This is a genomic window from Conexibacter sp. SYSU D00693, from assembly GCF_017084525.1.
In the GTDB taxonomy this organism is placed as follows: domain Bacteria; phylum Actinomycetota; class Thermoleophilia; order Solirubrobacterales; family Solirubrobacteraceae; genus Baekduia.
In genome coordinates this window covers 3,115,272-3,127,966 of record NZ_CP070950.1, presented here as the reverse complement: position 1 = coordinate 3,127,966, position 12,695 = coordinate 3,115,272, and the positions used below count along the sequence as shown (strand labels likewise).

13 protein-coding genes are annotated in these 12,695 nt (G+C 74.3%); 8 read left to right on the top strand and 5 right to left on the bottom strand.

Going from position 1 to position 12,695, the window contains the following annotated elements:
* Positions 1 to 2: 2 nt before the first annotated feature.
* The 5 genes from ccsA to cobA are packed head-to-tail and all read left to right on the top strand — an operon-like array spanning position 3 to position 4,591.
* Positions 3 to 734, top strand: coding sequence for a cytochrome c biogenesis protein CcsA (ccsA, locus tag JUB12_RS15545; RefSeq protein ID WP_205696323.1), 732 nt, complete (start codon positions 3 to 5; stop codon positions 732 to 734).
* On the top strand, positions 731 to 931 hold the full coding sequence (locus tag JUB12_RS15540; protein WP_205696322.1) for a hypothetical protein: 201 nt from the start codon (positions 731 to 733) through the stop codon (positions 929 to 931). Before ccsA ends, JUB12_RS15540 begins: the two co-directional genes overlap by 4 nt.
* Complete coding sequence (gene hemA / locus JUB12_RS15535) at positions 928 to 2,265, top strand: glutamyl-tRNA reductase (RefSeq protein ID WP_205696321.1); 1,338 nt, start codon at positions 928 to 930, stop codon at positions 2,263 to 2,265. Before JUB12_RS15540 ends, hemA begins: the two co-directional genes overlap by 4 nt.
* Positions 2,262 to 3,092, top strand: a complete 831-nt coding sequence (hemC, locus tag JUB12_RS15530; protein WP_205696320.1) for a hydroxymethylbilane synthase — start codon at positions 2,262 to 2,264, stop codon at positions 3,090 to 3,092. The genes hemA and hemC overlap by 4 nt, the downstream gene beginning before the upstream one ends.
* Entirely contained in the window at positions 3,089 to 4,591 is a 1,503-nt protein-coding gene (gene cobA, locus JUB12_RS15525; RefSeq protein ID WP_305852566.1) for a uroporphyrinogen-III C-methyltransferase, read from the top strand. The genes hemC and cobA overlap by 4 nt, the downstream gene beginning before the upstream one ends.
* Positions 4,592 to 4,614: 23 nt before the next feature.
* Here the strand turns inward: cobA and JUB12_RS15520 are convergent, their stop codons facing one another.
* Together JUB12_RS15520 and JUB12_RS15515 are read right to left on the bottom strand one after the other, a co-directional pair.
* The gene (locus JUB12_RS15520) at positions 4,615 to 6,096 is read right to left on the bottom strand and encodes a YdiU family protein (RefSeq protein ID WP_205696318.1); all 1,482 of its coding nucleotides are present in this window, start codon (positions 6,094 to 6,096) and stop codon (positions 4,615 to 4,617) included.
* Between the two features lie 140 nt (positions 6,097 to 6,236).
* Positions 6,237 to 6,440 (bottom strand): hypothetical protein, encoded by a 204-nt coding sequence (locus JUB12_RS15515; RefSeq protein WP_205696317.1) that lies wholly within the window; start codon positions 6,438 to 6,440, stop codon positions 6,237 to 6,239.
* A gap of 34 nt (positions 6,441 to 6,474) precedes the next feature.
* On the opposite strand from JUB12_RS15515, the gene JUB12_RS15510 reads away from it, so the two are divergent.
* Positions 6,475 to 7,278, top strand: a complete 804-nt coding sequence (locus tag JUB12_RS15510; RefSeq protein WP_205696316.1) for an S-adenosyl-l-methionine hydroxide adenosyltransferase family protein — start codon at positions 6,475 to 6,477, stop codon at positions 7,276 to 7,278.
* A complete protein-coding gene (locus JUB12_RS15505; RefSeq protein WP_205696315.1) occupies positions 7,275 to 7,970 on the top strand; it encodes a biotin--[acetyl-CoA-carboxylase] ligase in 696 nt (231 codons plus the stop codon). Before JUB12_RS15510 ends, JUB12_RS15505 begins: the two co-directional genes overlap by 4 nt.
* Before the next feature lie 12 nt (positions 7,971 to 7,982).
* Here JUB12_RS15505 and JUB12_RS15500 read toward each other — a convergent pair whose 3' ends face one another.
* Positions 7,983 to 8,171: a hypothetical protein gene (locus JUB12_RS15500; protein WP_205696314.1), complete on the bottom strand. Its 189-nt coding sequence runs from the start codon at positions 8,169 to 8,171 to the stop codon at positions 7,983 to 7,985.
* Positions 8,172 to 8,283: 112 nt separating this feature from the next.
* Between JUB12_RS15500 and JUB12_RS15495 the strand changes: the two genes are divergently transcribed.
* Complete coding sequence (locus tag JUB12_RS15495; RefSeq protein WP_205696313.1) at positions 8,284 to 8,457, top strand: hypothetical protein; 174 nt, start codon at positions 8,284 to 8,286, stop codon at positions 8,455 to 8,457.
* Here JUB12_RS15495 and JUB12_RS15490 read toward each other — a convergent pair whose 3' ends face one another.
* Together JUB12_RS15490 and JUB12_RS15485 are read right to left on the bottom strand one after the other, a co-directional pair.
* A complete protein-coding gene (locus JUB12_RS15490) occupies positions 8,458 to 9,117 on the bottom strand; it encodes a hypothetical protein (protein WP_205696312.1) in 660 nt (219 codons plus the stop codon). It lies immediately after the preceding gene.
* Between the two features lie 36 nt (positions 9,118 to 9,153).
* Positions 9,154 to 12,549 (bottom strand): DEAD/DEAH box helicase, encoded by a 3,396-nt coding sequence (locus tag JUB12_RS15485; protein WP_205696311.1) that lies wholly within the window; start codon positions 12,547 to 12,549, stop codon positions 9,154 to 9,156.
* Positions 12,550 to 12,695 lie beyond the last annotated feature (146 nt).

Here is a 12,695-nt window from a genome sequence, read left to right as displayed (position 1 = left end):
CGATGCGTCGCACCTCCGGCTCGAAGCTCCCCCTCCTGGCCGTGGCCACCGTGGTGACCCTCGTCACCGGCTACGCCATCGCCGCGTTCGTCGCCCCGATGGACGCCGACCAGGGCTTCATGCAGAAGATCTTCTACCTGCACGTGCCGCTGGCGATCGTGGCGCTGTGCGGGTTCGTCTTCGGTGGGATCGAGGCGATCCGGCACCTGCGCACGGGGGACGCCAAGCACGACCTGCGCTCGTACGTGGCCATCCACATGGCGCTGATCTTCGGCGTCGCGGTCCTCATCACCGGCGGGATCTGGGCGAAGGCGTCGTGGGGCACGTGGTGGGTGTGGGACGAGCCGACGCTCGTCTCCTTCCTCATCGTCTTCCTCCTGTACTGCACGTACCAGCCGCTGCGCTTCTCGATCGAGGACCGCGAGCGCCAGTCGCGCTACGCGTCGGTCTTCGCGATCACCGCGGGCGCCTTCGTGCCGCTGAACTTCGCCGCGGTGCGCGCCGCCGACAGCCTCATCCACCCGCGCACGTTCGACTCGACGGACAACCTCCCGGGCTGGATGGCGGTCGCCTTCGTGGTCTGCCTCGCCGGCATGGCGCTGCTCTACGCGACCCTCTGGCGCGTGGAGATCGACGCCAAGCTCACCCGCGGCCGGGTCAAGAGCCTCAAGCGGCGCCTCGGAGGCGTCGACACTCCGGTGCGTGGCCGGTCGGCCGCGCCGCAGCTGCCATGAGCGACAACCTCCCCGACAACGGCGGCTACGTCGCCGCCGCGTACCTCGTCTTCCTCGCGCTGGTCCTCGTGTACGTCGTGATCCTCGGGATCCGGCTGTCGCGCCTGCAGGGCGAGCTGGCCGAGCTCGACGACCTCGCGGGCAGCGAGCAGCCCGGCGCCGCTGCGGCCCCTCCGTCGGAGCGGACCCCGGCGTGAACGAGCTCCTCCTCCTCGGCATCTCCTTCAAGACGGCGCCGGTGGCGCTGCGCGAGCGCCTCGCCTTCAACGACGTCTCGGGCCCGGCGTTCTGCCGCGAGCTCGTGCAGTCCGACGCGGTCTCGGAGGCCGTCGTGATCTCCACGTGCAACCGCACGGAGATCTACGTCGTCGCGCCCGATCCGGTGCGCGCCGAGGCCGACCTGCTCGGCCGGCTGGCGACCCGGGCCGCGATCCGCCCGACCGAGCTGACCGACATCGTCTACGCGCCGCGCAACTGCGACGCGGCCCGCCACCTGTACCGGGTGACCGGCGGGCTGGACTCGATGATCGTCGGCGAGGCCGAGGTCCAGGGCCAGGTCAAGCGCGCCTACGAGACGGCGCTGAGCGCCGGCACGACCGGACCGCTGACCAACCGCCTGTTCACCGCGGCGCTGCAGACCGGCAAGCGCGTGCGGACCGAGACGGGCGTCGGCGCGTCGCGCACGAGCGTCTCGACGGTCGCCGTCGACCTGGCGCGCGAGGTCGTGGGCGACCTCGCCGACCGCCACGTCGTGATCATCGGCGCGGGCGAGACCAGCGAGCTCACCGCGCAGGCGCTGCACGCCCACGGCGTGCGCACGATCTTCGTCGCCAACCGCCACGCCGACCGCGCGCGCTCCATCGCGCAGCGCTTCGGCGGGACCGTCTCGTCGCTGCACGACCTGCCCGAGCGGATCGTCGAGGCCGACGTCGTCGTCGCGTCGACGTCGTCCCCGCACCCGATCATCGAGACCGACGTCCTGGCCGAGGTCGTCGCCGAGCGCGGCGGCCGCCCGCTCGTGCTGATCGACATCGCGGTCCCGCGCGACGTCGAGGCCGGCGCGGGCGAGCTCGACGGCGTGACGCTCTACGACATCGACGACCTCCAGGCCGTCGTGTCGCGCAACCTCGTCGGCCGCGAGGGCGAGCGCGACACCGCCGAGGCGATCGTCGAGGACGAGATCCTGCGCTTCGCCAAGTGGATGGGCCAGCTCGACGTGCAGCCGACCATCGCGGCGCTGCGGCGGATGGGCGAGGACGTCGTCGAGACGGTCCTGGCCGAGAACGCCGGCCGGTGGGAGAGCGTCTCGGCGCGCGACCGGGCGCGGATCGACGCGGTCGCCCGCGCGGTGATGCAGCGCCTGCTGCACGAGCCGACGATCCGCCTGAAGTCCGGCGACCACGCCTCGGGCCACGGACGCCTGCAGCTCGCGCGCGAGCTGTTCGGGCTCGACGACGGCCAGGCCGCCGACGCGACCGACCGCGACGCGCCGCCGGCCGAGGTCCGCGAGCTGCGCCGCGGTCGCTCGTGAAGCTCGGCACCCGCGGCTCCAAGCTCGCCCTCACGCAGGCCCAGCCGGTCGCCGACGCGCTCGGCGCCGAGCTCGTGACGATCACGACCTCCGGCGACGCGGGCGCGCGCGACGGCGACAAGGCGCGGTGGGTCGACGCGATCGAGAGCGCCCTGGTGGCCGGGGAGGTCGACCTGGCGGTGCACTCCGCCAAGGACGTGCCGGGCGAGCTGGCCCCGGGCCTCGGGCTCGTGGCGATGAGCTCGCGCGAGGACGTGCGCGACGCGCTCGTGGGTGCTGCGTCGCTGGAGGCGTTGTCAGAGGGGGCGCGCGTCGGGACGTCGTCGCTGCGTCGCCGGGCGCAGCTGCTCGCCGTCCGGCCGGACCTGGAGGTGGTCGACCTGCACGGGAACGTCGACACGCGGTTGAGGAAGCTCGACGACGGCGAGGCGGACGCGATCGTCCTGGCGGCGGCGGGGCTCCTGCGGCTGGGGCTGGGGGAGCGCATCGGCTGCTTCCTGGACCCGTCGGTCTTCGTGCCCGCTCCGGGACAGGGCGCCCTGGCGATCGAGGGCCCGGTCGGCCATGAGGCGTGGGGCGCGCCGGTCAACGACGAGCGCGCCGCGGGCGAGGTGCACGCCGAGCGCGCGCTCTGCCACGCGCTGGGTGCGACCTGCCACACGCCGATCGGCGCCTGGCACGACGGCAGCGAGCTCCACGTCTTCGTCGGGATGCCCGACGGCTCGCGCTGGATCCGCGACCGCGCGCCGTCGGGACAGATGCTCGAGCGGCTCGAGTCCGTCGGCGTGCGCGAGCTGCTGGCCGACGCCGAGGCGGTGGCGTCGTGAAAGGTGCCAGGCACCTTCCACGACCCGGGCGTGTCTGGTTGATCGGCGCCGGCCCGGGCGACCCGGGGCTCATGACTGCGCGGTCGCTGGAGGTCATCGCCCAGGCCGACGTCATCCTCGCCGACAAGCTCATCCCGCCGACCGCCCTCGACGGCGCCCGCAGCGACGCGGAGGTCATCGACGTCGGCAAGCTCGGCGGCGGGCCGCAGGTGCCGCAGGAGGAGACGCACCGGCTGCTGCTCGAGCACGCGCTCGCCGGGCGGTCCGTCGCGCGCGTCAAGGGCGGCGACCCGTTCGTCTTCGGGCGCGGCGGCGAGGAGGCCCAGCTCTGCCGCGAGCACGGCATCCCGTTCGAGGTCGTTCCCGGCGTCACCGCCGGCATCGCCGCCAGCGCCTACGCCGGCATCCCCGTCACGCACCGCGACCTGTCCTCGGCGGTCGCCTTCGTGACCGGCCATGAGAACCCGGAGCGCCCCGAGTCGCGCATCGACTGGCCAGCGCTGGCCGCCTTCCCCGGGACGCTCGTCTTCTACATGGGCGTCAAGGCGCTGCCGCGGATCGCGGAGCAGCTTGTCGCCGGTGGGCGCGCGGCTTCGGAGCCTGCTGCGGTCGTCCAGTCCGGGACGCTGCCGTCCCAGCGCGTCGTCACCGGCACGCTCGCCGACATCGCCGCGCGGGCGAAGGAGGCAGGCGTGCGCCCGCCGTCGATCACGGTGGTCGGCCCCGTCGCTGGGCTGACCGAGGAGATCGGCTGGCTCGGCCGCGGTCCCCTCGCCGGCGTCAGCGTCGTCGTGACGCGCGCGCGGCCGCAGGCGTCCGGGATGGCCGCGACGTTGCGCGACCTCGGCGCGCGCGTCGTCGAGGCGCCGGCGATCCGCATCGAGCCGGTCGACGTGACACTGCCTGATCTCGCCTCGTTCGACACGCTCGTGGTGACGAGCCCGAACGGCGCCCACCGGCTCTTCGAAGAGCTCCGCGCGGCGGGGCTGGACGCCCGCGCCCTCGCGGGCATGCGCATCGCGACCGTCGGCCCGGGCAGCGCCAACGCGTTGCGCTCGCACGGCATCGAGCCCGATCTCGTGCCGGGGCGCGCCGTGGGCGAGGCGCTCGCGGAGGCCCTCAGCGGGCTCGACGTCCAGCGCGCCCTCGTGGCCCGCGCCGAGGAGGCCCGCGAGGTCGTCCCGGATGCCCTGAAGGCCGCCGGCGCCGAGGTCGAGAAGCTCGTCCTCTACCGCACGGTCCCCGAGCCCCTCGCCGACCGCGACCGCGACGCCGCCCTGGGTGCCGACTGGGCGCTGTTCACGAGCGGCTCCGCGGTGCGGTCCTTCACCGCCGCCGTCGGCGTCGACGCCATCCGCGAGTCGTCGCTCAAGCTGGCCTCCATCGGGCCGGTCACGACCGAGGCCCTGCACGCGGCGGGACTCGACCCCGACGTCGAGGCGCCTGAGCACACGCCCTCGGGACTGGTCAGCGCGCTCGTCGAGCGCGTCGGCGGCTAGCTGCCGACGCGAGCCGGCCGCGCTCAGGTCCCGCAGTACGTCACGTACGGCCCGTCGCCGTCCGCCGCGGGCTTCGCGTGATCCTCGAGGCCCGGACGCTCCTCGAACGGCCGGCTGACGACGTGGAGCAGCGTGCTGAAGGAGGACATGTCGCCGGCGGTCGCCATGGCGAGGGCGTCCTCGACGAGGTGGTTGCGCGGGACGTAGATCGGGTTGACGCGGTCCATGGCGTCGGCGACCTCGGCGACGTCGCGCCCCTCGGCGTCGAGCCGGCGGCGCCAGCGCTCGAGCCACTCGTCGACGTCGGTCTCGCTGACGAAGAGCGCGCGGACGGGTGCGTCGTCGCCGCGCAGCGCCGTCGCCAGCGCGCGGTACAGCGACGTGTGGTCCACGCCGTTGTCGTGCATCGCCTTGAGCAGGGCGTTGATGAGCTCGTCGTCGCCGTCGCGGCCCTCGGCGATGCCGAGCTTCGCCAGCTGCCCCGGCAACCAGGTCTCGTGGAAGCGGACGGGGAAGGTCTCGAGGACTGCGGTGAGCTGCTCGATCGCCTGCTTGTGGTCCTCGTCGACGACGGTGACGAGGCACTCTGCGAGCCGCGCGAGGTTCCAGGTGGCGATCGTCGGCTGGTTGCCGAAGGCGTAGCGGCCGCCCTGGTCGATCGAGCTGAAGACCGTCGCCGGGTCGAAGGCGTCCATGAAGGCGCAGGGGCCGTAGTCGATCGTCTCGCCCGAGATCGCCATGTTGTCGGTGTTCATCACGCCGTGGACGAAGCCCACGAGCATCCACCGCGCGACGAGCGAGGCCTGCGCCTGGAGGACCTGGTCGAAGAACGCGAGGTACGGGTTGCCGGCCTCGCGGACCTCGGGGTAGTGGCGGTCGATCGCGTAGTCGGCGAGGCGCTTGACGAGCTCCGGGCCGCCGGCGCGCAGCGCGTACTGGAACGTCCCGACCCGGATGTGGCTCGCCGCCACCCGCGACAGGACCGCGCCGGGGAGCATCGTCTCGCGGACGACCTCCTCGCCCGTCGCCACGACCGCCAGGGAGCGCGTCGTCGGGATGCCCAGCGCGTGCATCGCCTCGCTGACGAGGTACTCGCGCAGCATCGGGCCGACGGCCGCCTTGCCGTCGCCGCCGCGCGCGAACGGCGTCCGTCCCGAGCCCTTCAGGTGCAGGTCGCGCCGCTGGCCGCTCGCGTCCACGACCTCGCCGAGCAGCAGCGCCCGGCCGTCCCCGAGCCGCGGCGAGTACCCGCCGAACTGGTGACCGGCGTAGGCCATCGCGACGGGCGTCGCCTCCTCCGGCAGCCCGTGGCCGATCAGCAGCTGGACGCCCTCCGGCGTCGCGAGGGCGTCGACGTCGAAGCCGAGCTCGCGCGCGAGGCCGGCGTTGAGCAGCAGGCCCTGCGCGTTGGGGGCCTCGTCGGCCCGCCACGGGAGGACCAGCTCCTCGAGCGCGCGGGCGTAGGTGTTCTCGAACGTCGGGAGCGACCGGACGGCGGTGGCCATGCCGTTCAGGCTAGGGCCATGGGCGACGCACCTCACCGCGCGCGGACGGGGGGAAAGTGCCAGGCACTTTCCACCTTGGATCAGCCCGTCGCGCCTGGGTGCGATGCGCAGCGCAGGTGCTGCCGCGCGCGGACGGAGCGTCAGCCGCTGGTGGGCGGTTCACCCTCCGTCGGGATCCCCGGCACGTCGTCCATGTCCCCGCCGCCCTCGTAGTCCGGGTCGGCCTCCGGGACGCCGAGCGGCTCGCCCTCGGCCTGGTCGCTCGGGCTCTCGTCGTCGGCGGGCATGCCGGTCGGGGCCTCGTCGTCGGACGTCGGAACCGGGTCCCGGGACAGATCGCTCATGGCCCGGTCCTACCCACCGCTAGGGTCGGAACTCGTGCCAGACGCCCGCCCGATCACGTTCCTCACCGACTACGGCTACGACGACGACTTCGTCGGCGTCTGCCACGCGGTGATGGCGCGGATCGCGCCGGACGCGCGGGTCATCGATTTGACCCACGGCGTCCCCCGGCACGACGTGCGGACCGGCGCGCTGACCCTCCGACGGGCGCTGCCGTACGCGACCGCCGGCGTGCACCTGGCCGTCGTGGACCCCGAGGTCGGGGCCGAGCGGCGGGCGCTCGCGCTGCGCTGCATGGAGGAGGACCGGATCCTCGTCGGGCCCGACAACGGCCTGCTGCACCTCGCCGCCCAGCGCTTCGGCGGCGTGGCGGAGGTCGTCGACATCGCGCGGTCGCGCTACCGGCTCGAGCCGGCGTCCGCGACGTTCCACGGCCGCGACATCTTCGCCCCCGTCGCCGCGCACCTCGCCGCCGGCGCGCCGCTGGCCGACGCCGGCGACCCGATGGAGCCGCGCGAGATCGTCACGCTCGACATGCCGATGGCCTTCGCCGGCGAGGACGAGGTCCTCTGCCACGCCATCGCCTTCGACCGCTTCGGCAACGTGACGCTCGACGTCGAGCACACCGAGCTCGAGGACACCGGCCTGCGCCTCGGCCACCGCGTGCTGGTCGACGACCGCGAGGCGGTCTACGCGACGACCTTCGCCGACGTCCCGCCCGGCGAGCTCCTCCTCTACGAGGACGCGTACCGGACGTTGTCCATCGCGGTGAACCGCGGATCGGCGAAGGACGTCCTCGGCCTCGAGGTCGACGCCGAGATCCGCATCCAGCCGCTGTGACCGCGCTCGGCCTCCCGCGCGTGCACCTGCGGGAGACGACCTCGACCAACGACGTCGCACGATCGCTGGCCTCCGCCGGCGCGCCGCACGGGACGCTCGTCACCGCCGGCGCGCAGTCGTCGGGTCGCGGCCGTCAGGGCCGGACCTGGTCGGCGCCGCCGGGCCGCGCGCTGCTGCTGTCGCTGGTCCTGCGCGACCTGTCGCCGATGCTGCCGCTCGTCGCGGCCGTTGCGGTCACCCGCACCTGTGGCGACGACGCGCAGATCAAGTGGCCCAACGACGTCCTCCTGGACGGGCGCAAGGTGTCCGGCATCCTCGCGGAGGGCCGTCCGCAGGAGGGGTGGGCGGTGCTGGGCATCGGCCTCAACGTCGCGATCCGCGTGGAGGACCTGCCGCCGGAGCTGCACGCCACGGCGACCACCCTCGGCCGCGAGCCGCACGAGCTCGAGCCGACGCTCCAGACCCTCCTCGGCGAGCTCGACCGCGCGCTCGCACTCGACACCTCGGCGCTGCTCGACGCGTGGCGGGCGCGGGATGCGCTGCGCGGCAAGCCCGTCCGGTGGACGGGCGGCGAGGGCGTCGGGGCAGGGGTCGACGGGGAGGGACGACTCGTGGTCGAGCTCCCGGGCGGCGGGCAGACCGCGCTCGACGCGGGCGAGGTGCACCTGGGCACCGGCCCGGCCGCCGCCTGAACGCCGGCCCGCTCAGCCGGCCGAGGCGGTGAGCCACCTCGCGAGCTCGGCCGCCTCCTCGGGCCGGAGCTCGACCTGCGCCCACTGCCGGCGACGCTCGACGGTCACGATCAGGCGCTTGCCCGACCTCGACCACGTGGCATGCAGCTTGCTGCCCTCGTCGTCCTCGAACTCGGTCACCGGCCGCGGGTCCGTGCCCATCGGGCGACGCTACCCCTCTGACCTGCGTCACCGATGAGGTTCACGCCCGCCGGCGGTCTTGATGTGCAGCCCGAGAGCCGACCTGGAGCGCTGCGCTGTGACCCACCCCTCCATGACCGACCGCCGACCCGCCGATGCGGACGCGGCACGCCACGCGTACGCGAGCGTCTTCGGCTGGGAGCTCGCGCTCGCGCCCGGCGTCGGCTCCATGCCGGCGGCGCCAAGCGACGGCGAGCGGCACGAGGTGCAGGGCGACGGCGCCCGCTCGGCCGGGCGCCGCGTGTAGTCAGCCGCGCCGCGAGCTGCCCGGCAGCTTGTCGGCGAGCCGGCTGAGCGGCTCGACGGAGCCCTGCAACGACGACACGTTGCCGTCGAGCGTCGCGAGGGAGCCGACGAGGCGCTCGAGGAGGTCCGTGAGGCCGGCGATGCCCTGGTCGAGGCTGCGCATGGTCTCCGGGAGGGCGGCGAGGTGCTGCTGGACCTCGACGAGCGTCGGCATCGCCTCCTCGATCGTCGCCATGCGGCCGTCCATGGTCGGGAGGACCTCGGTGGCGGCGGAGACCGCGGCCATCTGGCCCTTGAGCTCGGCCATGTCGCCGGCGAGGTCCTGCAGGCCCTTGCTCACGCCGGGCAGCGCGCTCGTGTCACGCGCGACGTCCTGGATGGACCGCTCGACCTGCGGCAGGACGCCGGTGTCCTGCGCGACGCTGCCGACGCCCTTGGCGATCGACGGCATGGTGGTGAGCGCCTTGGCGATCTTGCGGACGTCGGTGGTGATCGCGCTCAGCGTGGACGTGTTCGCGGTCACGGCGTCGAGCGCGCGGGCCATGGGCGGCAGCTCGCGGGTGGTCTTCGCGACGTCGGCGAGGTGCTCGCCGAGGTCGGGCAGCGAGCGCAGCGCCTTCGCGACGTCCGCGGGGATGGCTTCGATGCCGAAGGGGCTCACGGCGCGACCGTACCCGCAGCCGCGTGCGCAGAACGGCTAGGCCGCGTCGTCGAGCGCATCGTCCGCCACGGGCTTGCGGCGGGTGCGCTTGGGCTTCGCGGGGGCGTCGGCCTCCGCGGCGGCGGCCGCGACCGCCTCGGCGGCGGCGACGGTGGCCGGCTTGCGGCGGGTCGTGCGCTTGGGCTTGGGTGCCTCGTCCGTGGCGGACTCCGGCTCGGCCTCCGCGGCCTTCTTCGTGGTGCGGCGGGTGCGCTTGGGCTTCGGCGGCTCGGCGTCGGCCTCCGGCTCGGCGCTCGGGGTGTCGAGCGAGAGCTGGGCGTCCGGCTCGCCCTCGGCTGCGACGACCTTCTTGGTGGTACGGCGCGTGCGCTTGGGCTTGGCCGGCGGGTCGTCGTCGACGGAGGCGTCGGCGGCCTCGGTCTCGACGGGCGGGACGTCCGCCTCGACCGGCTCCACGGTCTTCTTCGTGGTGCGGCGGGTGCGCTTGGGCTTGGCCGGCGGGTCGTCGTCGACCGACGCGTCGGCGGCCTCGGTCTCGACGGGCGCGGCCTCCGCCTCGACCGGCTCGGCGGCCTTCTTCGTCGTGCGGCGCGCGCGCTTGGGCTTCGGCGGCGCCGGCTGGTCGGTCTCCGCGATCGCGGCCTCGGCGGTGGCGGACTCGGTGTCGTCGACCGGCGTGTCGGTCTCGGCGATCGCCGCCTCGGCGGTCGCCGCCTGGACCTCGTCGATCGCCGCGCCGTCGCCACCGTCCGCGTCGGTGCCAGACGCCTCGCCGGAGGCCTCGGCCCGCGCCGCCCGCTCCTCGGCGGCCTTCGCGGCGGCCGCGGCCTTGCGGCGCGTCCGGCGGCGCTTGGACTTCGAGACCGGCTGGTCACCGCCGTCGCCGCCCGAGGAGCCCTCGGCCCCCTCGACGACCTCGCCATCGACGACCGCCCCGGCGACCGCGGCCTCGACCTGCTGGGACTCGCCGACGTCCTTCTTCTTGCGTCGCCGGTTGCGTCCACTGCGCCGCTTGGGGAAGTTGCGCAGCAGCTCGCGCGACAGCGCGCTGGGCTTGCGCGCCAGCCGCGTCCGCGCGTCGCGCAGCTCGGTCTCGGCGCCCGGCGAGTGGGCCACCGCGGCGGCGAGCAGCGCGGCCTGCAGCCGTCGGTCCTGCTTGCGCGCCGCGTGGATGAGCCGGCGGGCGTTGCGCTGGTGCGCCGCGCCGCTGGAGTTCACCAGGAGACCCAGCAGCCGCTTCGTCTCCGGCCAGCGCTGGACCGCGTACTCCTCGTGGATCTCGCGCGTGTACTCGGCCAGCCGCCAGATCCAGGCGTTGGCCTGGTCGCGCCGGCCGATGCGCCGCTCGGCGAGCGCCTGGAGCAGGACCTTCGCGCCCTCGCGGCGCTCGTCGCGCGACCAGGTGCCGACGACGTCGACCGAGCGGTCGAACGCGTCGGGGTCGCGGGACTGCGCGATCTCCTGCAGCGCGCGCACGCGCAGCTGCGAGTTCTTGTTGCGCTCGACCGCGGTGATGAGGAAGCGCGCCTTGAGCTCGCCCGTGCGGTCGAAGTGCAGCATCGCCCGCGCGCGGCGCCAGCCGCTGGGCGCGACGCGCGCGCCGGCCAGCGCGGCCCACATGTGCTGCTCGCCCCAGTCGAGGTGCTCGACCGCGATGCGCCAGAGCTCGCGCTCGAAGACCTCGTGACGCCGATCCTCGTCGGCGGCGACCGGGATGACGCGACGCTCGACGCGGATGCGCCGCCCGCGGCCGCGGCGCACCGGGCCGACGACGATCGCCCCGCCGCGGTAGACGTCGCGCTCGAGCAGCGAGTGGAGCGTCACGACCGGGTCGTCGTGGCGCGTCGCGGGATGGACGAAGTCGATGACCAGCCCGGACTCCTTGCCCGGGTGGCGGCGGGTGACGCGACCGACGCGCTGCTGGTAGATGCGCTTGGACGCCGTCGGCGCCAGGTGCATGCAGACCGTCGCTCGCGGCGAGTTCCAGCCCTCGGCGAGGAGCTGCGCGTTGACCAGGACGTCGACGTCCCCGCGCTCGTAGGCGGCGAGGATCTCGGCGAGCTCCCGCTTGGGCGTCTCCCCGGACACCGCCTGCGCGTTCATGCCCAGCTCGCGGAACGCCTCGGCGACGTTGTAGGCGTGCTTGACGCCCGCCGCGTAGACGACGCCCGGCACGCCGTTGAAGCGCGTCTTGTAGAGGTCGGCGATCGCCAGGTTGAACGGCGTCTGGTCGAGCAGCTCGGCCAGCATCTCCTGGTCGAACTCGACGTCGACCTCGCCCTTGCGCAGCGGCACCTTCGCGATCGTGCGCACCCCCGGACCCGGCGGGATGCGGATGCAGCGCAGCGGCGCGATGACGCCGCGGCGCGCGGCCTGCGCGAGGTCGAAGCGCGAGGTCTGCGTCGGGAAGAGGTCGGTGACGTGGCGGGCGATGAGCGCGCCCGTCGCCGTCATGCCGATGAAGATCGGGCCCGTCCACGCGCGGATCGCCGCCGACGTCTTGTCGCCGAGCGCCGTGTGGGCCTCGTCGCAGATGACGATGCCGTACGCGTCGGAGATGCGGCCGGCGTTGCGCACGAACCACTGGTAGGTCTCGACCGTGACGGGACCGTCGACGCGGTCGTGGCCCTCGCCGTCCAGCAGCGGCGGGGACTCGCGGTCGCCGTAGCCGCGGTCGTGCAGCTCGCCGAGGAACTGGTCGACGAGGTTGCGCCGGTGGGTGAGGATCAGGACGCCGCCGGTGCGCGAGGCCTCGACGAACGCCATCGCGGCGACGGTCTTGCCGGCGCCCGTCGCGTGCTCGAACCAGAAGCGCTTGTGCGCGTTGGGGTCGTCGGCCGCGGCCTCGTCGATGTCCTCGTCGACGTCGGGGTCGGCCTCGTCGTCGAAGGCCTCCGCCTCGCGGGCGGCCGGGTCCTCCTCCGGCTCGTCCTCCTCCTCGTCGTCGTCCTCGTCGGCCGCGAGCTCGGGCTCCAGCGGCTCGTCGGGGACGTCGGGCTCGTCCTCCTCGGGCTCGGGCTCGTCGTCGTCGACCGCGAGGACCGGCGCGGCGGTCTCGGCGACGGGCGCCGCGTCGTCGATCTGCTGGGCCCGCGCCAGGAGCGCGACCAGCGTGCCCGAGAGGGCATCGACCTGGTGGGGATGGAGCTTCGTGCCGTCGACGAGGTGCGGCTCGTCCTCGGACAGGACGCGCTCGAGGCCCAGCAGCAGCGCGTAGCGGCGGCGCCACTTGGCCGACGGGACCTTCGCGCCCGCCTCGAGCTCGCGGACCGCCGCGTCGAGCGCCCGCCGGCGCGCCGACCCAGGGGCGAGCGCCGTCGCCGGGTCCTCGCCCTCGTGGACGAAGCGCTCGCGCGTGAACGCCTCCGCGCGCTGCACCAGCGCGGGATCGGGGATGGCGGCCTCGGCGGCCACGGTCGTGGACTCGGCCATCAGGACGACTCAGCAGTGGAGGGCAAGGCGTGCAGGCAGGACGTCGCACGGCTTGCTGTGGCCCCTGTGACGGGGACGAGAAGCGCGGGGGACCTCCCTGAACGACGTTCGACCCCCGGCTTGTGCGCCGGATGGTACCGCAATGC